Source organism: Mesorhizobium sp. KACC 23794, assembly GCF_052180275.1.
Taxonomy (GTDB): Bacteria; Pseudomonadota; Alphaproteobacteria; order Rhizobiales; family Rhizobiaceae; genus Kumtagia.
In genome coordinates this window covers 4,365,551-4,388,179 of sequence record NZ_CP197465.1, presented here as the reverse complement: position 1 = coordinate 4,388,179, position 22,629 = coordinate 4,365,551, and the positions used below count along the sequence as shown (strand labels likewise).

Sequence of the window (22,629 nt, the reverse complement as noted above, 5' to 3'; positions counted from 1 at the left end):
ACAAGACTGGCGCGAGGGGATAAAAGTAAACTGTCCCCTGTCGTTACCCCTGCGCCGGGGTGAATCGGGCGACCAGCGTGTGGCTGTCGCCCGCATAGGTGAAGCGCACATGCGTCACCGGCTGGTCGGCGCTCCAGGTCTGGCGCTCGACCACCAGGCATGGCGTGCCGGCGTCGATGTCCAGCGTGGCCGCGATGCCGGCGTCGGCGCCGGTGGCGCGGATGCGATGCTCGGCCACGCTCCAGGGAATGCGGGCGACCAGCCATGGCCCGGGTGCGGTTTCGGAAAACGACTGGTGCTCGGCATCAGGCACCGCCTCCAGGCTGATAAGCCGGTTTTCGTGGCAGAACGGGCGCGGCCCGGCAATATGCAGCGAGATCAGTTCGGCGATCGCCGAAGCGCCGGCAAGCCCAAGCCGTTCGACGTCCGCGGCGCTGGCGCGCCTTATCCGTCTTGAAACGAGTTGGTAGCGGTAGGGCAGGCCGAGCGCCTGCACTTCCGTCTTGATGTCGTGGATCTCGAGGATCGCCGCTTGCGACTTCGGCCGCCGCACAAAACTGCCGGAACGTCGGCGCCGCTCGATCAGCCCGGCCTTGGCAAGCTGCGACAGCGCCTTGTTCACCGTCATGCGCGAGCAGCCGAAGGTGGCGGAAAGCTCGTATTCGTAGGGAATGCGATGGCCGGGCGCCCATTCGCCGGAGAGGATGCGCTCGGAAATGTCGGACAGGATGCGTTGGTGCAGCGACGGCGTCTCTTCCGCATGCGGCCGGTCCGTCGCCTCCGATGCCGCCATGCCCGCGAATCTCCCTATTGAGCCGAAAGCACGATCATCGCCTTCCTGAAGCGTTCGGCAATGGCCTCGCGGCGGATATGCCGGCCAGCGGAAACCAGCTTGCGCCCGCCCGCCCAGACACAATCGACGGGCGCGCCGCTGGCGAAGATCCAGGCGTCGAGGATCGCGTCACCAGCTTTTCCGGCGAGCGACGGATGCGAGGCATCGAGCGAGACGAGGCTGGCGGCATTGCCGGCGGCGATGCCGGAAGGCCGTCCGCCCAGCGCCTGGCTGCCGCCGGCGAGGGCTGCGTCGAACAGCGCCCGTCCATTCGAGCCGCCGGCCGGCGCCAGAACGTTGCGCTGGCGGTGCGCCAGCCGCTGCGAATATTCGAGCTGCCGCAACTCGTCGGCGACGCCGATCAGCACGTTGGAATCCGAGCCGACGCCAAACCTGCCGCCATCCGCGAGGAAGGGGCGGGCGGCAAACGTGCCGTCGCCGAGATTGGCCTCGGTGACGGGGCATAGGCCGGCGATCGCACCGCTTTTCGCCATGCCGCGCGTTTCAGCGTCCGTCATGTGGGTCGCGTGGATCAGGCACCATCTTGCGTCCACCGGCGCGTTGGCGAGCAGCCATTCGACCGGCCGCCGGCCGGACCATGCGACGCAATCCTCGACTTCGCGGGTCTGCTCGGCGACGTGGATATGGATCGGGCCTCTTCCCCCAAGCTCGACGACCGCCCCCAGTTCGTCGGGCGTGACGGCCCGCAGGCTGTGCGGCGCGACGCCGACCGTCGCGTCGTCGATGCCGGCAACGGCCTGACGGCTCGCTTCAAGCAGCCGCGCGAAGGACTCGATATCGTTGATGAATCGCCGCTGGCCGGGATTGGGAGCGAGGCCGCCGAAACCGGAATGGGCATAGAAGACGGGAAGCAGCGTCAGCCCGATCCCGGTGTCGCCCGCCGCCGCGGCGATGCGCTCCGCCGTCTCGGCGATGTTGGCGTAGAAGCCGCCGTCGCGATCATGATGAAGATAGTGGAATTCGCCGACGCGCCCGAAACCTGCCTCCAGCATTTCCATATAGAGCTGCGCGGCCACCGCTTCGACCTGGTCGGGCGTCATCGACAGCGCAAAGCGATACATGACCTCGCGCCATGACCAAAAACTGTCGTCGCCGGGGCCGCGTGTCTCGGCCAGTCCCGCCATGCCGCGCTGGAAGGCGTGGCTGTGCAGGTTCGGCATCGCCGGGACCAGGATGGCGACGTGCTCATCGGCGGGCGCGGGTCTTGCGTCGCTCTCGACGGCGACGATGGTGCCACCATCAAAGCCGACGCGAACGTTTGAAGCCCAGCCGGCTGAAAGGAGGGCTTGCGAGGCGAACAGGTGACACATCATGCGGCCCTCCGCGTCGCTGCCGGATGAGGTAGCGCTCTACGTTGCCCCCCTCTGTCCTGCCGGACATCTCCCCCGCTTGGGGGGAGATTGGCCGCTCCCACCCCGGCGCTTTTCTTGGAATGTCGAAGATTGGCGAAACCAAAGCGGCCAGTGCAATCTCCCTCCAAGCGGGGGAGATGTCCGGCAGGACAGAGGGGGGCAACGTAGAGCGTTTTCATTTCCGATCCATCGCGTGATTATGCCGAACCCGACATTCACGGTCGCCAATCCGCTTGCGTCCGTCGTCATTATGTATATACATATTGTCGCCGACTTGAAATGGAAAAGACGATGGGCGTCAGCAAAACGCAAGCGACGGTGGGGACGCGCATCTGGCGCAATGCCCGGCTTGCAACCATGTCGCCGAGGCTTCCCGGACTGGGCGTCGTCGAGCGTGGCGCGGTGGCGGCGGTCGACGGAAGAATCATCTTCGCCGGCGCGGAGGCCGACTTGCCAGCCGATCTTGCCGCCGCCGAGACGATCGACTGCGGCGGCCGCTGGGTCACGCCCGGCCTGATCGACTGCCACACGCATCTGGTCCATGCCGGAAACCGCGCCAACGAATTCGAGATGCGGCTGGCCGGCGCGACTTACGAGGAGGTGGCGCGGGCAGGGGGCGGCATCGTTTCTTCGGTTCGTTCCCTGCGCGCCGCAAGCGAGGCCGATCTGGTACGGGAAACCTTGCCGCGCCTCGATGCGCTGATGGCGGAAGGCGTGACGACGGTCGAGATAAAGTCCGGCTACGGGCTCGATCTCGAAAACGAAGCCAAATCGTTGCGCGCCGCGCGTCAACTGGCAAACGAGCGGTCGGTGACGATCAGGACCAGCTTTCTCGGCGCGCACGCGCTTCCGCCGGAAGCCGCCGGCGACAAGGATGCCTTCATTGGGAAGGTGGCGGACGAAATCCTGCCGGCGATTGCCGCCGAAAACCTTGCCGACGCGGTGGACGGCTTTTGCGAAGGCATCGCCTTTTCGCCGGAGCAGATTTCCCGAGTCTTCGACAAGGCAACGGCACTCGGCCTGCCCGTAAAACTGCATGCCGACCAGCTCTCCAACCTCGGCGGCACAGCTCTTGCCGCCCGCTACGGCGCGCTGTCGGCCGACCATCTCGAATACACGGACCAGGACGGCGCTGCGGCGATGGCCAAGGCCGGCACGGTCGCCGTGATCCTGCCGGGGGCGTATTATTTCATCCGCGAGACCAAAAAGCCGCCGATCCAGCTTTTCCGCGATGCCGGCGTGAAGATGGCGGTTGCGACCGACTGCAACCCCGGCACCTCGCCGCTGACCTCGCTGCTGCTGACCATGAACATGGCCGCGACGCTGTTCTCGATGACGGTCGAGGAATGCCTGCTCGGCGTCACCCGCAACGCCGCGGCCGCGCTGGGTCTGGCCGGCGACACCGGCACGCTGGAGGCCGGCAAATGGGCCGACCTCGCCGTCTGGGACATCGAGCGGCCGGCCGAACTGGTCTATCGCATGGGTTTCAACCCGCTTCACGCCCGCGTCTGGAGAGGTCAATGACCGAGATCGTCCTGAAACCCGGCTCTGTGCCGCTGCGGGACTGGCAGGCGGTCCTCGACGGCGCGGTGCCGTCGCTCGACCCGTCCGGCAAGGATCGCATCGCCGCCGGCGCGGCGGTGATCGCCGGCATCGTCGCAAAAGGCGATCCGGTCTATGGCATCAACACCGGCTTCGGAAAGCTCGCCAGCGTGCGCATTCCGGCTGGCGACGTCGAGACGCTGCAGCGCAATCTGATTCTTTCCCATTGCTGCGGCGTCGGCGAACCGCTGGCGCCGGAAATCGTGCGGCTCATCATGGCGCTGAAGCTGAACTCGCTCGGGCGTGGCGCGTCCGGCGTGCGGCCACAGACGATCGCGCTGATCGAAACGATGCTGGCCAAAGGCATTGTGCCGGTCATCCCGGAAAAAGGCTCGGTCGGCGCTTCGGGCGACCTCGCGCCGCTGGCGCATATGGCGGCGGCGATGATCGGCGTCGGCGACGTTTTTTACGATGGCGCGCGCATGCCGGCGCTGGCCGCGCTCGAAAAAGCCGGGCTTAAGCCGATCGTGCTGGCCGCCAAGGAGGGCTTGGCGCTGATCAACGGCACGCAGGTGTCGACCGCTCTGGCGCTGACCGGTCTGTTCCGCGCGCATCGCGCGGCGCGCGCGGCGCTAATCACCGGGGCGCTGTCCACCGACGCCGCCATGGGCTCGTCCGCGCCGTTCCACGCCGAGATCCATGAATTGCGCGGCCATCGCGGCCAGATCGACACGGCTGCCGCCTTGCGGGCGCTGCTGAAGGGCTCGGAAATCCGCGACAGCCATCTGGAAGGCGACGAGCGTGTGCAGGACCCGTATTGTATCCGCTGCCAGCCGCAGGTCGACGGCGCCTGCCTCGATCTGCTGCGCATGACGGCGCGCACGCTGGAGATCGAAGCCAACGCCGTCACCGACAATCCGCTGGTGCTGGGCGACGGGTCGGTGGTGTCGGGCGGCAACTTCCATGCCGAGCCCGTCGCCTTTGCCGCCGACCAGATCGCCGTCGCGGTATGCGAGATCGGCGCCATCGCCCAGCGGCGCATCGCGCTCCTGGTCGACCCGGCGCTTTCCTTCGGCCTGCCGGCATTCCTGGCGAAGAAGCCGGGGCTGAATTCCGGCCTGATGATCGCCGAGGTGACGTCGGCAGCGTTGATGAGCGAAAACAAGCAGATGTCGCACCCGGCTTCGGTGGATTCGACGCCGACTTCGGCCAATCAGGAAGATCATGTCTCCATGGCCTGCCACGGCGCGCGGCGGCTGTTGCAGATGACGCAGAATCTCGCCGGCATCATCGGCATCGAGGCGATCACCGCCGCGCAGGGTGTGGATTTTCGCGCGCCGCTGAAGACCGGGACCGAGTTGCGGAAGGCGCATGCCGCGATCCGTAAGGTGGTGCCTGACTTGGAAGTCGACCGTTATATGGCGGACGATCTGGCGGCAGGGGGGGATTTGGTTTTGTCCGGAGCTTTGAACGCCAGCGTCAGCTCTGGTGTTCTTCCCGAGCTATAGGCGGCATGATGATACTCGTTTGCACTCCGTCCAACACCCCTCATCCGACCTCGCTTCGCGAGGCCACCTTCTCCCACAGGGGGAGAAGGTGGAGCACTGCACTTCCGCTTTTGCCAATCGCCAAATTGGGAGATTTGCAGTGGGACAGGCGCGAAACTCTCCCTTCTCCCCCTGTGGGAGAAGGTGGCCTCGCGAAGCGAGGTCGGATGAGGGGTGTTGGACGGAATGACTTGCGTGGAGGTCGTCTATGACTCCCGTCGAAATCCACCGCGGCTCGTCGCCTGTCATCCTGGGCCTGCCGCATACCGGCACGTTCGTTCCGGCTGATATCCGAGAGCGCCTGAACGACGAAGGCCAGAAACTCCGCGACACCGACTGGCATGTCGACCGTCTCTACTCCGGCCTGCTGCCCAATGCCACGATGGTGCGTGCCACGTTCCACCGCTATGTCATCGACGCCAACCGCGACCCGTCAGGGCAAAGCCTTTATCCGGGCCAGAACACCACTGGTCTCGTCCCGCTCACCGATTTCGACGATCAGCCGATCTGGAAGGACGGGCAGGGGCCGATGGAAGACGATGTCGGCGCGCGGTTAAAGGCTTTTCATCGGCCCTATCACACCGCGCTTGCCGCCGAGATCGAGCGAGTGCGGTCCGAGCATGGTATCGCCATCCTCTACGATTGCCACTCGATCCGCTCACATTGCCCTTTCCTGTTCGAGGGAAAGCTGCCGGACTTTAACATCGGCACCAACAATGGATTGACTTGCGCGCCCGTAATCGAAGCGGTGGTGCGTGAAACCTGCGCGAAAGCAGAGGGTTATACACATATCGTCAACGGCCGCTTCAAGGGCGGCTGGACGACCCGCCACTACGGGCAGCCGTCACGCGGCGTCCACGCCATCCAGATGGAACTGACGCAGTCGACACACCTCGCCGGCGAGGCGCTGCCTTTCACCTATGACGAGGCGAAGGCGGAACGGCTGCGCGTCCATCTGCGGACAATACTCACCGAACTCGAAACCGCTGCCGGCCGCCTCGCGGTCTGAACGCAGGCCTGGCATTTGCTGGCACTTGAAGGAGCGCATCATGACCAATCCGCGCCACAACATTCGCGAAGTCCGCGCACCGCGTGGGCCGCAACTCAACGCGAAATACTGGACGACCGAAGCGCCGCTCAGGATGCTGATGAACAACCTCGATCCCGACGTGGCCGAGAACCCGAACGAACTGGTGGTCTATGGCGGTATCGGCCGCGCGGCCCGCACCTGGAACGATTTCGACCGCATCGTGGCGACGCTGAAGACGCTGGAGAATGACCAGACGCTGCTGGTGCAGTCGGGAAAACCGGTCGGCGTGTTCCGCACCCATACCGACGCGCCGCGCGTGCTGATCGCCAACTCCAACCTGGTGCCGCACTGGGCAGACTGGGCGCATTTCAACGAACTCGATAGGAAGGGGCTGATGATGTACGGCCAGATGACGGCCGGGTCGTGGATCTACATCGGCACGCAAGGCATCGTGCAGGGCACCTACGAGACTTTTGTCGAGGCCGGCCGTCAGCATTTTGGCGGTAACCTAAAGGGTAAGTGGATTCTTACAGCAGGCCTCGGCGGCATGGGCGGCGCGCAGCCGCTGGCCGCCGTCATGGCCGGCGCCTGCTGCCTCGCCATCGAGTGCAATCCCGACTCGATCGATTTCCGTTTGCGCACCCGCTATGTCGACGAGCGCGCCGACACTCTGGACGAGGCGCTGGCGATGATCGACCGCTGGACCAAGGCCGGCGAGGCGAAATCGGTCGGTCTGCTCGGCAACGCCGCCGATATCGTGCCGGAACTGCTGCGCCGGGGCGTACGGCCGGACATGCTGACCGACCAGACCTCCGCGCACGATCCGCTGAACGGCTATCTGCCCAAAAGCTGGTCGCTGGCCGAATGGCGCGAGAAGCGCGTCAGCGATCCGAAGGCGGTCGAGAAGGCGGCCCGCGCGTCGATGCGTGAGCATGTCGAGGCGATGGTCGGCTTCTGGAACGCCGGCGTGCCGACGCTCGACTACGGCAACAATATCCGCCAGGTCGCCAAGGACGAGGGTTTCGAGAACGCCTTTGCGTTCCCGGGCTTCGTGCCGGCCTATATACGCCCGTTGTTCTGCCGCGGCATCGGCCCGTTCCGCTGGGCCGCACTGTCCGGTGATCCGGAGGATATCTACAAGACGGACGCCAAGGTCAGGGAATTGACGCCCGGCAACACGCATCTTCACAACTGGCTGGACATGGCGCGTGAACGCATCGCCTTCCAGGGGCTGCCGGCGCGCATCTGCTGGGTCGGTCTCGGCGACCGGCATCGTCTCGGCCTCGCCTTCAACGAGATGGTGGCCAGGGGCGAGTTGAAGGCCCCGGTTGTCATCGGCCGAGACCATCTGGATTCCGGCTCGGTCGCCTCGCCCAACCGTGAGACCGAGGCCATGAAGGACGGATCGGACGCCGTCTCCGACTGGCCACTGCTCAATGCGCTGCTCAACACGGCGTCAGGGGCGACCTGGGTGTCGCTGCATCATGGCGGGGGCGTCGGCATGGGCTTTTCGCAGCATGCCGGCATGGTCATCGTCGCCGACGGCACTCAGGATGCTGCACGGCGGCTGGAGCGGGTGCTGTGGAACGACCCGGCGACCGGCGTCATGCGCCACGCCGATGCCGGCTACCAGATCGCCATAGACTGTGCCCGCGAGCAGCAGCTCAACCTGCCCGGCATCCTCGGGTGAGCGGTTTTGCCGTCATCCGCGCCGCCGACCATCGCGTTATGCGGTGGAAGAACGGCGGCGGCACGACGGCTGAGATCGTGGTGTCGCCACAGGGCGCCGGGCTTGAAGATTTCGATTGGCGGCTGTCCATGGCCACCGTCGAGAGGGACGGGTCGTTTTCGGCATTTCCCGGCATCGACCGCACCTTGTCGATCCTGGAAGGCGAGGGCATCCGCCTGAGCGTCGGAGCGGACGAGCCTGTCGAACTGACCAAATCCTCGAAGCCGCATGTCTTCGCAGCCGATGCTCCGGCCTCGGCCGATCGCGTCGCCGGCACGGTCATCGACCTCAACGTCATGTCGCGGCGTGGCCGTGTGGAACACATGGTTCGGCGCCTGCATCTGGCGGAAGCGGTGGAAATCGCGCCGGGCGGCCATGACGTGGCCATCTTTTGCGCCGAAGGGCGAGTGCAAGTGGATATGGGTGAAGAAAAGATCGATCTCGCCCGCCACGACACGGCGATCTGGTCGAATGGCCGGACCGAAGCGAGGCTTCGCCCCCATCCGTTCGCCCTGGTTTACACGATCGAAATCCGGCGCGTCTGATCGCGCATCCGCGATATTTGGAACGCGCTCATTTTAATCACGAAAAAGCCAAAATCTCGCCGCTTTGCATCGCCGACCGGACGGGTTCGGCTGGTTTCGGCAGGCTGCCGGAACAATCGAGTTTCGAAAGTCATTGTGTCGCGGCTGAAGTGAGGATCGGCTGGTGTTGCAATGCAACTTTTGCCATCTGAAGCGGTTATGCGTTGATTGCGGCTGCGGCATTCGGCCGTGGCCTTCCTGTTTGTGCCCTGGAATCCGTCCTTTCATGAATATTCAGGCTCGGCCCGAAGCCACCCAGACTGCGACCTTGCTGTTCCCTGCCGAAGCTGAGCAGCCCATTCGGTCGACGTTCCTGCAGGAGGACCGTTTGCGGTCGCTGGGCGCCAGCCTTGCCCGCAACGAGCTAGAGAACCTCTACGGGCTGAAGGAATTCGACTTTCACGCGCGGCACCGCGACAACGCTGCCAAGATCCTGGAGACCTACCGCTCGACCAATGCCGCGCAGGCGCGGGGCGAGCCGATAACGCCGGCCGCTCAATGGCTACTCGACAACAACTATCTGGTCGAGGAGACGATCTTCCAGATCAAGCGCGACCTGCCGCCGCGTTTCTACAAACAGCTGCCGTCGATGAAGCTGCCGGGTGGAGGCCAGGAGCCGCGCGCCCTGGCGCTTGCCTGGGCTTACGTTGCGCATTCCGATAGCGCCGTATCCTCCCAGATGCTGAAAGCGCTGGTCGACGGCTACCAGAGCGTCGAGCCGTTCCGCATCGGCGAGTTGTGGGCCCTGCCGTCCCTGCTGCGTTTCGTGCTGATCGAGAACCTTCGCCGCATCGCCGTGCGCGTCAAGCGCGCGCGCGAGATGCGGCAGATCGCCAACGACGTTGCGGATCGCGTGCTGGCTTCCGGCGACGGCGAGGACCGGCGCAACATCATGTCGGGCTATGCGGCGCATGCCCGCGACACGACTTTCGCGACGCAGTTGCTCTATCGCCTGCGCGACGGCTCCCACAATGCCGGAGAGGCGCTGATCTGGCTTGAGGAGGAACTGGAAAAGTCCGGTTCGGACGCGGAAGAAATTACGCTCGGCGAGCATCACACGCTGTCCAGCGGCAATGTGACGGCTGGCAACATCATTCGCGGCTTGCGGCTGATCAACGACGTCGACTGGCCGGACTGGTTCGAAGGCGTCAGCCGCATCGACGAGCAATTGCGCCAGCGCGGCGACTATGCGGCTCTCGATTTCGAATCGCGCAACCAGTATCGCGGCGAGATCGAGGAACTGGCCCGGCGCTCCAACCTTTCCGAGTTCGAAGTAGCCAAACGCGCGACCGAGCTTGCCGGCAAGTCGTCGCGGCCGGGTGATGTCCTCGATGATCAGGGCGAGCCGCAAGGCACGGATGTCGGCTTCTTCCTGGTCGGCGAACGCCGACCCGAACTGGAAAAATCGATCGGCTACAAGCCCGGCTTCGGCCGCCGGCTGGTGCGGGCTTTCCGGTCAACGGGATGGCTGGGCATTGCCGTTCCGGTGTTCTTTCTGACGGTGATCCTGCTCGCGGCCAGTGGCATGGCGCTCGCGGGCATAGGCCTTCCGGGTTGGGCGATCACGCTGATGCTTGTGCTGTTCGCGGTGCCGGCCAGCGAAGGCGCGATGTCGTTCTTCAATACGGTCGTCCTGCTCTTCCTGGAGCCCACCCGCCTGCCGGGCTACGAATTCAAGGAAGGCATTCCGCCACACGCGCGGACGCTGGTCGTGGTGCCGTCGCTGATCAATTCGCGCGATGACGTCGAAGAGGCCGTGCGCACGCTCGAGGTCCATCATCTCGCCAACATGAAGGGCGCTCTGCATTTCGCATTGCTGTCGGACTGGCCGGACAGCGACACCGAGCAGAGCACCGCCGATCTTGAAATCCTCGACCACGCGAGGGAAGAGATCGCGCTGCTGAACGAGCGCTATCCGTCGGAAGGCGCCCCGAAATTCTACATCCTGCATCGCCGTCGGCTCTTCAACGAGTCCGAAGGCTGCTGGATGGGCTGGGAGCGCAAGCGCGGCAAGCTGCATGAATTGAACATGCTGCTGCGTGGCGACGGCGACACCACCTTCATGCCGACCGAGCGGCCGCTGCCGAGCGACATCGTCTATGTGATGACGCTCGACGCCGACACCAAGATGACCCGCGACGTGGTCACCGAGCTTGTCGGCAAGCTGGCCCATCCGCTGAACCGGCCAGAGATCGACGCCAAGACCGGCCGGATAACGCATGGCTATTCGATCCTGCAGCCGCGCGTCACCGCGTCGCTGACCACCGGCGACGAAGCCTCTTTCTTCCAGCGCGTTTTCTCCGCCAATCGCGGCCTCGACCCCTACGTCTTCACCGTGTCCGATCTCTACCAGGACGTTTTCGGCGAGGGCACCTTCACCGGCAAGGGGCTCTATCACGTCGACGCCTTCGAGGCGGCACTGCGCGGACGCATTCCCGAAAACGCCGTGCTCAGCCACGATCTGCTCGAAGGCGCCTATAGCCGCGCGGCGCTGGTGACAGACGTCGAGGTGGTCGAGGACTATCCGACCCGCTATTCGGTCGACGCCTCCCGGCATCATCGCTGGGCGCGGGGCGACTGGCAGCTGCTGCGTTTCATCCTCGATCCGACCTCCGGCGTCCCGGCGCTGTCGCGCTGGAAAATGGTGGACAATCTCAGGCGTTCGATCACGCCGATCTTCTGGGTGATGGCGGCTGTGGCCGGCTGGGCGCTGCTGCCGTTCACGCAGGCCGCGCAGTGGCAGGCGCTGCTGATCCTCAGCCTGTTCATGGCGCCGACCTTCAATGTCGTCGACGCCATCCTGCCGAAGAGCGCAGACGCTACGGCGCGCGGCCATTTCAACGCGCTGTTCCGCGACGCCGCCTTCGGCACCGCCATGGTGGCGCTCAAGGTCGTGCTGATGGCGCATTCGGCCTGGATGATGGGCGACGCGATCATCCGCACGCTCTACCGGCTGTTCGTCAGCCGCAAGCACATGCTCGAATGGCGCACCGCCTCGCAGGCGCACAAGTCCGGCGACAACACGCTAACCTCCTATTACCGCATGATGTATGGCGCGGTGGTGATCGCCGTCGTCGGGCTGGTCATTCCCGTGGCCGCGGATTCCACCGGCGCTTTCGTCGCCTTCTTCTTCGCGATCTTCTGGGCCGGATCGCCCGCCTTCGCCTGGCTGATCAGCCGCTCGGCCGAGACGGAGGACCGGCTGCGCGTCTCGAAGGCGGACCGCAAGGCGCTACGCGTCGTCGCAAGGCGCACCTGGGCTTATTTCGAGGCGCATGTGACCGCGGAACAGCACATGCTGCCGCCCGACAATTTCCAGGAAACGCCGCTGCCGCTGGTCGCGCCGCGCACCTCGCCGACCAATGTCGGCGTCTACCTGCTGTCGGTCGTCTCGGCGCGCGACTTCGGCTGGATCAGCCTGTCGGAAGCCGTCACCCGCATCGACCAGACGATGACGACCATCGAAGGCATGGAGCGCTTCAAGGGTCATCTCTACAACTGGTACGAGACCAACACGTTGCGGCCGCTCTATCCGCTCTACATCTCCGCCGTCGACAGCGGCAATCTGGCGGGCCACCTGATCGCCGTTGCGGCTGCGTGCAACGAATGGGCCGAGGCGCCCTCCGTGCATCTTCAAGGCGAATTCGATGGCCTGCTCGACACGGTGACCATCCTCGAAGAGACGCTTGACGACCTGCCCGACGACCGCAGGCAGTTGCGGCCGCTGCGCCAGCGCCTGCGCGACCGGATCGAAGGCGTGCGGCGTGCCGTCGAGACCATCAAGGGCCAGCCGGAAATGGCCTCGATCCGCACCATCAACCTGACGGTGCTGGCTGGCGAGATCCGCAAGCTGGCTGCCGCCATGCATGCCGAGGTGGGTTCGGAAAAAAGCGTCATCCTTTCCGACTGGGCGGAAAAGCTGTTCGCAACCTGCGAGGCGCATGTCCACGACGCTCACAGCGACGATCGGGCAGTCGAGACGCTGCGCGCAAAACTGATCGAACTGCGCGACCGCACGCGCAAATTCGCGTTCGATATGAACTTCTCCTTCCTGCTGCGGCAGGACCGCAAGCTGCTATCGATCGGCTACCGGGTCGAGCACCATCAGCTCGACGAGAGCTGTTATGACCTGCTCGCCTCCGAGGCGCGCCTCACCAGCCTGTTCGCCATCGCCAAGGGCGATATCCAGACCGACCACTGGTTCCGACTGGGGCGGCCGATCGTCGAGATCGGCTTCCAGGGCGCGCTGCTGTCCTGGTCCGGCTCGATGTTCGAGTATTTGATGCCGCCGCTGGTGATGAAGGAGCCGCAGGGCGGTATCCTCAACCAGACCAACAAGCTGGTCGTCCACCGCCAGATCCAGTACGGCCGCTCCAAGCGTATCCCGTGGGGCATCTCGGAAGCCGCCTACAACGCGCGCGACCGAGAGATGACCTACCAGTACACCAACTTCGGCGTTCCCGGCCTCGGCCTGAAGCGCGGGCTGGCGCAGAACACGGTGATCGCGCCCTATGCGACAATCCTCGCCGCGCAGTTCATGCCGCACGAGGCGGTGCGCAACCTCGATCGGCTGAAGGCCATCGGCGCGCTCGGGCGCTACGGTTTCCACGACGCGGTCGACTTCACGCCGCAGCGCGTGCCCGACGGCACCGACCACGCCGTCGTCTACAATTATTATGCCCACCACCAGGGCATGTCGATCGTGGCGATCGCCAATGCCATCTTCGAGGGCAGGATGCGCGACCGCTTCCACAGCGATCCGGTGATCGAGGCCGCCGAACTGCTGCTGCAGGAGAAGGCGCCGCGCAACATACCGGTCGCCACGGTCCGCACCGAGGCCGACGACGATGTCGCGGTCGAGGAGGACGAGACGAGCAACGACAGCCGCACCATCCTCAACCCGGCGCATGCGCTGCGCGCCACCAACGTCATGTCCAACGGCCGCTATTCCGTCATGGTCACGGCGCTGGGCACCGGCTACAGCCGCTGGCAGGACCTGTCGATCACCCGCTGGCGCGGCGATCCGTCCGAGGACCGCGACGGCACCTTCATCTTCCTTCGCGACGTCGAGACCAGTGACTGGTGGTCGGCAACCGTGGCGCCGCGCCGCGCCGAGGGCGAGAAGGTTTATGCGCATTTCAACGACGACAAGGCGACCTTCGTCAAAACCGTCGGCACGCTGCGGTCGGAGCTCGAATGCATCGTCGTGTCAGAGGGCAATGGCGAGGGCAGGCGCATCACACTCCACAATGATGGCGACGTAGACCGCCACATCGAGGTAACGTCCTTCGCCGAATTCGTGCTGGCGCCGGAAATCACCGACAGCGCTCATCCGGTCTTCTCGAAGATGTTCGTGGAGACCGAGATCGGACGCGGCGGCAACGCGATCTTCGCCGCCCGCCGCAAGCGTGCGGCGAACGAGCCCGACATCGAGGCTGCGCATTTCGTCACAGACGCATCCGGCGTCGCCCGCGAGACCGAGGCCGAGACCGACCGGCGCGCCTTCATCGGGCGTGGGCGCAGCATCGCCGATCCGGCCGCCTTCGATCGCGGCGCCACGCTTGGCGGCAGCGCCGGCTTCGTGCTCGATCCCATCATGGCGCTGCGGCGGCGCGTTCGCGTGCCGGCCAACAAGAAGGTGCAGCTGACCTTCTGGACGGTGGTCGGCGCCAATCGCGGCGAGATCGAACAGGTGGTCGCCCTGCTCGATCATCCCGAGAGTTTTGCCCGCCAGGCGATGCTGTCGTGGACGCGTTCGCAGGTGCAGACCCGCCACATGGGTCTCAGTCTCGCCGACGCCGCCAACGTGCAGCGGCTGGCGCGCTACCTCATCTATCCCGATCCGTATCTGCGCACAGCGCCGGAAACGATCGCCTCTGGCCTCGGCAAGCAGTCGGCGCTGTGGCCGATGGCGATCTCTGGCGATTACCCGATCTTTACGGTGCGCATCGGCGATGTGGCCGACCTCGAGATCGTGGCGCAGGCGCTGCGCTACCAGGAATACATGAGGGCGAGGGGACTGGTCGCCGACCTGGTCATCCTCAACGAGCAGGCCGCGTCCTACGTGCAGGACCTGCAGCAGGCGATCGAATCGCTCTGCGAGAACAGCCGGGCGCGCGGCACCGAGCTTGGCCCTCGGCAGCATATCTTCGCGGTGCGGCGCGACCTGATGGACGAAGAATCCTACAAGACGCTGCTGGCGGTGGCGCGCATCGTGCTGCACACCCGCAACGGCACCGTGTTCGACCAGGTCGAGCGCGCCGAAAGCGAAGCGCTCAAGGCGCGTGACGCGCTGCGTGCTGCTGCCGATGCCACGGTCATAGGCGCCACGCCGGCAGCCGATAGCCGTCCTGTTATGCGCATCGCCGAGCGGCGTGACGTCGCTGCGGATGGATCGGGGCTGGATCTCTGGAACGGTTTTGGCGGCTTCGGCAATAAGGGCCGCGACTATGTCGTGCGGCTCGCCGGCACGCGCTCGACACCGCAGCCGTGGATCAACGTCATCGCCAACGCCTCCTTCGGCTTCCACACCTCGGCCGAAGGCGCTTCGTTCACCTGGAGCCGCAACAGCCGCGACTTCCAGCTGACGCCGTGGTCGAACGATCCGGTGTCGAACCGCCCGGGCGAGGCGTTCTATGTCTTCGACCACGCCAGCCGGAAAGTCTTCTCGCCTTTCGCGGCGGTCGCCCGCGATCCCGCCGTAACCTATGAGGCGCGGCACGGGCAGGGCGTGAGCACCTTCCTCGCCAGGCGGGGAACGGTGTCGCTCGAACTGACGCAGACCGTCGATCCCAAGGATTCCGTGAAGATCGCACGGCTCAAGCTGCGCAACACCGGTTCGCTGGCGGCGAAATTCACCGTCTATGCCTATGTCGAATGGGTGATGGGCAACAATCGGGCGCTGTCCGCGCCGAACATCGTGCCGTCGCTGGATGCCGAGACCGGCGCGCTGCTCGCCCGCAATCCATACAGTCTCGATTTCTCCGATCGCATCGCCTTCCTGGCCACCGACGACAAGGCACAGTCGGTGACGACCGACCGTGGCGAGTTCCTCGGGCCGGAAGGGTCGGTCGAGTGGCCGGCTGCCGCCGTCGGTGGCATTGCCCTTTCGGGCAAGGTCGAGGCCGGGCTGGACCCTTGCGCGGCGATGGCCCGCGACATCGAAATCGCGCCGGGCGCGGAAGTGTCGCTGCTCTGGCTGATGGGCGATGCCGGCTCGACGCAGGAAGCCGCCGACTTCGTCTTGCGGCACCGCGCCAGGGATTTCGACGATCGGCTAGCCGAGAACGAGGCGGCGTGGCGGGGTTTCCTCGATACGCTGCAGGTCGAGACGCCCGACAAAGCGCTCGACGCGATGGTCAACAACTGGCTGCCGTATCAGAGCCTTGCGTGCCGCATCCGCGCGCGCTCGGCCTTCTACCAGGCAAGCGGCGCCTTCGGTTTCCGCGACCAGCTTCAGGACACGCTGGCGTTTATGATGCACGACCCGAGCCTGGCGCATGAACAGATCCTCAATGCCGCCGGCCGCCAGTTCCCGGAGGGCGACGTGCAGCATTGGTGGCTGCCGCGCACCGGCGCCGGCGTCCGCACCATGATCTCGGACGACGTCGTCTGGCTGGCCTATGCGACGGCGCATTTCATCGAGGTGACGGGCGAACGCACGATCCTCGACCGCAAGATCCCGTTCATCTCCGGGCCTGCCCTGAAGGAAGACGAGCACGACGCCTTCTTCACGCCCGAGCCAACCCGCGAGACGGCGGCGCTCTACGATCACTGCGTAAAGGCGCTCGACCTCGCTATTGCCCGGTCGGCCCCGAGCGGCCTGCCGCTGATGCTCGGCGGCGACTGGAACGACGGCATGAACGGCGTCGGGGCCCACGGCAAGGGCGAGAGCGTTTGGCTGGGCTGGTTCCTGTTGAAGGCGCTGGGTGACTTCGCGCCGATCGCGCGCGAGCGCAAGGACGAGGCGCGCGCCGTCAAATGGGAAGCGCACGCCAAGGCGCTGAAGAAGGCGCTGGAACAGTCTGCCTGGGACGGCGAGTGGTATCGCCGCGGCAGCTATGACGACGGCTCGCCGCTCGGGTCGCATCTATCCGACGAATGCCAGATCGATTCGATCGCCCAATCCTGGAGCGTGCTCGCCGGCGGCGATGCCAAGCGCTCCGCACAGGCGATGGAATCGGCCTTCAAGCGGCTGGTCGACCCCGAACTCGACATCGTCAAGCTGTTCACGCCCGCCTTCTCGAAGACCACGAAGGAACCCGGCTACATAAAAAGCTATCCGCCGGGGGTCCGCGAGAACGGCGGGCAGTACACCCACGCCGCGACCTGGTTTGTCATCGCTCTGGCCAAAATGGGGCGGACCGACGACGCATGGCGCTGCTTCCGGATGCTCAACTCGGTCAACCATGCGGGCGACGAAGCCGCCGCCGAGCGCTATCGTGTCGAGCCCTATGTGGTCGCAGCCGACATCTATTCGAGCGACGACAAGGGCGGCCGCGGCGGCTGGACCTGGTACACGGGCTCTGCCGGATGGCTCTATCGCGCTGCCGTCGAAGGCATTCTTGGCATCACCCGCAAAGGCAGTGAAGTCATTGTCAATCCTGCGATTCCCGGCGAATGGGATGGCTTCACGGCCACCTTGCTCCTCGGCGGCGAAAGCCATCGCATCGTCGTTTCCCGCACCGTCGGAGCAAGTGGTTTCGTGGTCGAGGTCAATGGCAAGAAACTGAAGGACGGACGCTTCCGGGTGGCCAGCGGGAAGGTGCCTGCTGACAGGTCCAACGTCATACCGCTTCGCGGCGCCGGGAGCTGACTTCACAATTTGATGAGATGTCGCCTTTATTTCGCCGCAACGATGCCTTTTTTCGTTAAATCTCAAACCGTTACGTAATCACGAAAAGTTGCGGCCCGTTACGATCTTTTGTTCAAAAACAGGGAACCCGGTGTGCGGGAGGGCATTGAAGTGCGGGGTCGCAATGGATAGGTCTTGCGGATTGCTGCAACGCACAATGTTTTAGGTATGAGGTATTCGCGTGACTTTGCTTGAAGTCTATTGGCGGGCGCTCCGTTACCTAGCAGCGGAAAAGCAGAAGGTCGCGCTGATCTGCGCTGCCAATGTCGGTCTCGGCATCGTCACCATCGCCGAACCTGTGCTGTTCGGCCAAATCATCGACGCGATCGCCGAGAAGGACGACCTCATCGATTCGCTGGCGCTGTGGGCCGGCTTGGGCGCATTCAACATCGTTGCCTTTGTGCTCGTCGCCCGTGGCGCGGACCGGCTTGCCCATGCGCGTCGCGTTTCCGTGCTATGCGAATCCTTCGAGCGTGTCATCTCGATGCCTCTCTCTTGGCACCAGAAGCGCGGCACCTCCAACGCGCTTCACACTTTGCTGCGCGCCGTCGAGACGCTGTTCAGCCTCTGGCTGGAATTCATGCGCACGCACCTGTCGACCGCGGTCGCGCTGCTTCTGCTCATTCCCACCGCCATGTCGATGGATCTGCGCATGTCGGGCGTCCTGCTCATGCTCGGCGCGCTCTATCTTTTCATCGGCCGTCTGGTCATGCGCAAGACCAAGGACGGCCAGGCCCGAGTCGAAGGCCATTTCCACGAAGTTGTCTCGCATGTGACCGACACGGTCAGCAACGTCTCGGTGCTGCAGAGCTACAACCGTGTTTCGCAGGAGACAGAAGCCTTACGCACCTACACGCGCCGCCTGTTGGACGCGCAGTTCCCCGTGCTCGACTGGTGGGCGCTGGCCAGCGCCATGCATCGCCTCGCCTCCACCGTCTCGATGATGGTCGTGCTGCTGATCGGCGCGCTGCTGGTGCAGAGCGGCCAGTTGCGCATCGGCGATATCGTCGCCTTCACCGGCTTCGCCACGCTTCTGATCAGCCGGCTCGACCAGTTGTCCGCCTTCGCAAACCAGATCTTCGAGGCGCGCGCCAAGCTCGAGGCGTTCTACGATCTCGAGGAGGCCGCTACCCTTGCTGCTGAACCGGAGGGGCTCGCCGAACTGCCGAATGTCGAAGGCCAGGTGCGCTTCGAGGACGTCAGCTTCTCCTTCACGGACACGGGCGAGGGGGTCGAGGATGTCTCCTTTGAGGTCAAGGCCGGCCAGACGGTGGCGATCGTCGGCCCCACCGGGGCCGGCAAGACGACGCTGATCAACCTGCTGCAGCGCGTCCATACGCCGAAGGAAGGCCGCATCCTGATCGACGGCATCGATATCCGGACCGTCACCAAGCATTCGCTGCGCCAGTCCATTGCAGCCGTTTTCCAGGACGCCGGGCTGTTCAATCGCTCGATCGAGGACAACATCCGCATTGGCCGCGAGAGTGCGCGCAATGTCGAGATCCATGCCGCCGCCGAGGCCGCCGCCGCGCAGGAGTTCATCCTCGCCAAGAGCGAGGGTTACGATACCCGCGTCGGCGAACGCGGCGGCCAGCTTTCCGGCGGCGAGCGCCAGCGTGTGGCGATCGCCCGTGCCGTCCTCAAGAACGCCCCCATATTGGTGCTCGACGAGGCGACCAGCGCGCTGGATGTCGAGACGGAAGCCCGCGTCAAGGACGCCATCGACGCCCTGCGCAAGGGCCGTACCACCTTCATCATCGCTCATCGGCTGACGACCGTCCGCGACGCCGATCTGGTGATCTTCATGGACAAGGGCCGTGTGATCGAGAGAGGCGGCTTTGCCGAATTGTCGGCCACCAACGGCCGTTTCGCCGCGCTGCTGCGCGCCGGCGGCCTGCTGTCCGACGACGAAGTCCGCCGCCTGAGCCGCATCTCCTCGGTGAAGGACGAGGCCGCCTGAGCCGGCGACGGTTGCGTGCGGTCGGCAGGGCCGGCCGCTTCGACCTTTCGCCGCGTTGCGGCGATCCGTTGCGCGGTTTATGTAGGTCCCATGAGCGAGACCCGCGACCAGACGATATCCCGGACCGGACGGTGGGCGGACCTTGCCAATCCCACCCGGTTCCTGTCGCTCGCCGACCGTCTGATCCCCTGGTTCGCCGCCGTTTCGGCCATTGTCCTGGCGGTCGGGCTCTATATGTCCTTCACCGCGCCCGAGGATTATCAGCAGGGCATCACCGTGCGCATCATGTACATCCATGTGCCGTTCGCCTGGCTGTCGATGATGTGCTATACGCTGATGGCGGTCTCGGCGCTGGGCACGCTGGTCTGGCGCCACCCGCTGGCCGATGTCGCGCTCAAGTCTGCGGCGCCGATCGGGGCGGTCTTCACGGCACTGGCGCTGGTCACGGGCTCGATCTGGGGCAAGCCGATGTGGGGCACCTGGTGGGTGTGGGACGCCAGGCTGACCTCGGTCTTCGTGCTGTTCCTGATGTATCTCGGCATCATCTCGCTGACGCGGGCGCTCGACGATCCCGCGAGATCGGCGCGCGCCGCGGCGATCATCACGCTGGTCGGCTTCATCAATATACCGATCATCAAGTTCTCGGTCGAATGGTGGAACACGCTGCACCAGCCGGCGTCGGTCTTGCGGATCGGTGGCCCCACGATCGATTCGAGCATGCTGTGGCCGCTGCTCGTCATGGCGGTCGGTTTCACGGTGCTGTTCTTCACACTGCATCTGATAGCGATGCGCAACGAGATTTTCCGCCGCCGCGTTGCCGCCATGCGCCAGATCGCAGCACGCCGCGCCGAGCGCGGGGCCGCCGTCAGGACGGCCTCTTAAGCTATCCCGCTCAGAAGGCGGTAAACGTTAGGGTCGTCAGCGAGCGAACGATGCCGGGCACATTGGCGATGTTTTCGTTGATGAATTTGCCGACGTCGATCTCGTCCTCGAGATAAATCTTCATCAGCAGGTCGTACTCCCCGCTGGTTGAATAGAGTTCCGACACGACCTCGCGCTCGTAGAGCGCGCCGGCGACCTCATAGGTCTTGCCAGGTGTGCATTGAAGCTGGACGAAGACGGCTCGCATGGAAACTCCGGTTGGCTATCCGGCCCTTCTTACAGGGCCAGCAGCGATCGGACCAGAGCGTGGTTGTGGTCCGTCAGCCCTTCGATCACGCTGAAATGATGTTTTGCCGGCTCGATCGTGATTTCCACCACGGCATCGCTTCCCCATGCCGCCTCCATCAGCGTGGTCTGGCGCACGAATTCAGGGCGTTCGTCGGCGCCGACCCAGAAGGTGATGTCCGTTTCGGGCAGGGGGCGCAGCAGGGCCGGGCTTTCGCGGTCCGCTTCGGCGGTATCGAGTTTCAGCGTCTCGACCATTTTGGTGTTTATCAGCGGCCGGAGATCATGGACGCCGGAAATCGAGACCGTCTTTCGCAGCCGCGACAACAGATTGGGCGCGACCGGCGACGTGGCCGAAACCATGCGCGAGACCAGATGCCCGCCCGCGGAATGGCCGGTCAAGTGGATCGGCCCGTCGACTTCCCCGGCAGCGACCGAGATGGCATCGCCGATCTGCTTCGTTATGTCCGAAATGCGCGCTTCCGGGCAGAGCACATAGGTCGGCACGGCGACCGCAAAACCTTGTTCGACCGCGCCTTTTGCCAGATGTGAGAACCCCTTGCCGTCAAACAGCATCCAGTAACCGCCATGGACGATGACGGCCAGCCCCTTGGGCTTTCCCTCCGGCAGGAACAGGTCGAGCCGGTTGCGCGCATGAGGGCCGTAGGCGACGTCGGCGCGCATCCGGCCTTGCTGCGAAAGTTCATCGCGAAAGGTTTTTGCGTCGACCGGCCATTGGTCGACGATGATCCCCGCATCCTTGATGTAGGCGCGGTTGGCATAGGCGTCGTCCCAATCGGTGATCGTGTCCATTTCAATTATTCCTCAAAGGCTTATGGGCATGGCCATAAGCCATGCCGGAAGCGGGAAGTGCCGCACCGGGCGCGCGTGAACCCTGAAGGAAACAATGACTTTCCCGTGTCGCGGCATGAGCGTCCGACAAAATGCGGCTTCAGCTCGACGGGGCGTCCTCGCGAAGCAGTTTTTCGGCCTTCAGGTCTGACCAAAGGGAGGCCGGGATCTTCGCATCCAGCAATGCGCGGTTGCTTTCGACCTCGGCGACGCGCTGGCCGCCGGGAATGACCGAAGCCACCGACGGATGCGACAGCGGAAATTGTAGCGCCGCCTCGATGAGTTTCACGCCATGCCGTTTGCAGACCGCCTCAATGCGGCTGACACGGTCGAGAATGTCCTGCGGCGCTGCCTCGTAATTGTAGTAGGCGCCGGGCTTGGCTCCGGTCGCGAGGATGCCGGAGTTATACGGGCCACCCAGCACGATGCCGATGCCGCGCTTTTCGCAGAGCGGCAGGAAGCTGTCGAGCGCTTCCTGTTCAAGCAGCGTGTAGCGGCCGGCGAGGAGAAAAAGATCGAAGTCGCCGCGTTCGGCGAGCGTCTGGGCGACCTGCCACTCGTTGATGCCGCCGCCGATCGCCTTGATGACGCCCTGGTCGCGCAGCGAGATCAATGCGTCGTAGCCGGAGCGCATGAATTCGTCGATCCGCGCGTGGGCGGCCTCCTTGCTGCCATGGTTGAAGATGTCGATGTCATGCACGAACAATATGTCGACGCGATCTACGCCGAGCCGTTCCAGCGAAAACTCGAAGGAGCGCATGACGCCATCGTGGCTGTAGTCGTAGACCTCGCGGCGCGATGGCGTGTCGAAGAATTTGCCGATGCCGGTGCGCTCTTCCGGCTTGGAGGCGCGCAGCAGCCGGCCGACCTTGGTCGACAAAACATAGTCGTCTCGGTGCTTTCCGCGCAGGAAGCGGTTCACGCGGGTTTCGGAGAGGCCGAGCCCGTAGAGCGGCGCGGTGTCGTAGTAGCGCACCCCAGTCTCCCAGGCCTTTTCCAGGATGGCATTGGCGTCGTCGTCCGAGATGGCGCGATAAAGATTGCCGAGCGGCGCGGTGCCGAAGCCGAGTTCGGTGAAATCCAGACCACCATTGCCGATCCGGTCGAAATGCCTGACTCTCATAAGACGTTTCCTCTGCGAATTTGGCGCGGACACTAG

General features: G+C 64.7%; 13 protein-coding genes. 8 read left to right on the top strand and 5 right to left on the bottom strand.

Translation table 11 applies throughout. From position 1 onward, the window contains the following. Positions 1–43 precede the first annotated feature (43 nt). Together hutC and ACSBOB_RS21510 are read right to left on the bottom strand one after the other, a co-directional pair. Complete coding sequence (gene hutC, locus ACSBOB_RS21515) at positions 44–793, bottom strand: histidine utilization repressor (protein WP_442578114.1); 750 nt, start codon at positions 791–793, stop codon at positions 44–46. Positions 794–807: 14 nt separating this feature from the next. Next, positions 808–2,163, bottom strand: coding sequence for a formimidoylglutamate deiminase (locus ACSBOB_RS21510; RefSeq protein WP_442583792.1), 1,356 nt, complete (start codon positions 2,161–2,163; stop codon positions 808–810). 333 nt (positions 2,164–2,496) lie between these two features. Here ACSBOB_RS21510 and hutI point away from each other — a divergent pair, with 333 nt between their 5' ends. The 8 genes from hutI to ACSBOB_RS21470 all read left to right on the top strand — a co-directional run bounded on the left by hutI (position 2,497) and on the right by ACSBOB_RS21470 (position 20,333). Continuing rightward, positions 2,497–3,729 (top strand): imidazolonepropionase, encoded by a 1,233-nt coding sequence (gene hutI / locus ACSBOB_RS21505; protein WP_442578113.1) that lies wholly within the window; start codon positions 2,497–2,499, stop codon positions 3,727–3,729. Beyond that, on the top strand, positions 3,726–5,255 hold the full coding sequence (hutH, locus tag ACSBOB_RS21500; protein ID WP_442578112.1) for a histidine ammonia-lyase: 1,530 nt from the start codon (positions 3,726–3,728) through the stop codon (positions 5,253–5,255). Before hutI ends, hutH begins: the two co-directional genes overlap by 4 nt. Before the next feature lie 247 nt (positions 5,256–5,502). Then, entirely contained in the window at positions 5,503–6,303 is an 801-nt protein-coding gene (hutG, locus tag ACSBOB_RS21495; protein ID WP_442578111.1) for an N-formylglutamate deformylase, read from the top strand. 40 nt (positions 6,304–6,343) lie between these two features. Beyond that, positions 6,344–8,014, top strand: coding sequence for a urocanate hydratase (hutU, locus tag ACSBOB_RS21490; RefSeq protein ID WP_442578110.1), 1,671 nt, complete (start codon positions 6,344–6,346; stop codon positions 8,012–8,014). Continuing rightward, complete coding sequence (locus ACSBOB_RS21485) at positions 8,011–8,598, top strand: HutD/Ves family protein (protein ID WP_442578109.1); 588 nt, start codon at positions 8,011–8,013, stop codon at positions 8,596–8,598. Before hutU ends, ACSBOB_RS21485 begins: the two co-directional genes overlap by 4 nt. Before the next feature lie 265 nt (positions 8,599–8,863). Then, the gene (locus ACSBOB_RS21480; RefSeq protein WP_442578108.1) at positions 8,864–17,452 is read left to right on the top strand and encodes a GH36-type glycosyl hydrolase domain-containing protein; all 8,589 of its coding nucleotides are present in this window, start codon (positions 8,864–8,866) and stop codon (positions 17,450–17,452) included. Between the two features lie 220 nt (positions 17,453–17,672). Next, complete coding sequence (locus ACSBOB_RS21475) at positions 17,673–19,451, top strand: glucan ABC transporter ATP-binding protein/ permease (RefSeq protein WP_442578107.1); 1,779 nt, start codon at positions 17,673–17,675, stop codon at positions 19,449–19,451. 90 nt (positions 19,452–19,541) lie between these two features. Further along, positions 19,542–20,333 carry a heme ABC transporter permease gene (locus ACSBOB_RS21470; RefSeq protein WP_442578106.1) on the top strand — a complete coding sequence of 264 codons (792 nt, stop codon included), beginning with the start codon at positions 19,542–19,544 and terminating at the stop codon, positions 20,331–20,333. Positions 20,334–20,343: 10 nt separating this feature from the next. On the opposite strand, the gene ACSBOB_RS21465 is transcribed toward ACSBOB_RS21470, so the two are convergent. The 3 genes from ACSBOB_RS21465 to ACSBOB_RS21455 all read right to left on the bottom strand — a co-directional run bounded on the left by ACSBOB_RS21465 (position 20,344) and on the right by ACSBOB_RS21455 (position 22,593). Further along, entirely contained in the window at positions 20,344–20,580 is a 237-nt protein-coding gene (locus ACSBOB_RS21465) for an Lrp/AsnC family transcriptional regulator (protein ID WP_442578105.1), read from the bottom strand. 29 nt (positions 20,581–20,609) lie between these two features. Continuing rightward, positions 20,610–21,431 (bottom strand): alpha/beta hydrolase, encoded by an 822-nt coding sequence (locus ACSBOB_RS21460; RefSeq protein WP_442578104.1) that lies wholly within the window; start codon positions 21,429–21,431, stop codon positions 20,610–20,612. Between the two features lie 139 nt (positions 21,432–21,570). Next, a complete protein-coding gene (locus ACSBOB_RS21455; RefSeq protein ID WP_442578103.1) occupies positions 21,571–22,593 on the bottom strand; it encodes an aldo/keto reductase in 1,023 nt (340 codons plus the stop codon). Positions 22,594–22,629 lie beyond the last annotated feature (36 nt).

Coding starts and splice junctions, on each gene's coding strand:
- ACSBOB_RS21470 (WP_442578106.1), top strand. CDS start 19,542: ATGAGCGAGACCCGCGACCAGACGATATCCCGGACCGGACGGTGGGCG.
- ACSBOB_RS21455 (WP_442578103.1), bottom strand. CDS start 22,593: ATGAGAGTCAGGCATTTCGACCGGATCGGCAATGGTGGTCTGGATTTC.
- hutI (WP_442578113.1), top strand. CDS start 2,497: ATGGGCGTCAGCAAAACGCAAGCGACGGTGGGGACGCGCATCTGGCGC.
- ACSBOB_RS21460 (WP_442578104.1), bottom strand. CDS start 21,431: ATGGACACGATCACCGATTGGGACGACGCCTATGCCAACCGCGCCTAC.
- hutH (WP_442578112.1), top strand. CDS start 3,726: ATGACCGAGATCGTCCTGAAACCCGGCTCTGTGCCGCTGCGGGACTGG.
- ACSBOB_RS21510 (WP_442583792.1), bottom strand. CDS start 2,163: ATGTGTCACCTGTTCGCCTCGCAAGCCCTCCTTTCAGCCGGCTGGGCT.
- ACSBOB_RS21465 (WP_442578105.1), bottom strand. CDS start 20,580: ATGCGAGCCGTCTTCGTCCAGCTTCAATGCACACCTGGCAAGACCTAT.
- hutC (WP_442578114.1), bottom strand. CDS start 793: ATGGCGGCATCGGAGGCGACGGACCGGCCGCATGCGGAAGAGACGCCG.
- hutG (WP_442578111.1), top strand. CDS start 5,503: ATGACTCCCGTCGAAATCCACCGCGGCTCGTCGCCTGTCATCCTGGGC.
- ACSBOB_RS21480 (WP_442578108.1), top strand. CDS start 8,864: ATGAATATTCAGGCTCGGCCCGAAGCCACCCAGACTGCGACCTTGCTG.
- hutU (WP_442578110.1), top strand. CDS start 6,344: ATGACCAATCCGCGCCACAACATTCGCGAAGTCCGCGCACCGCGTGGG.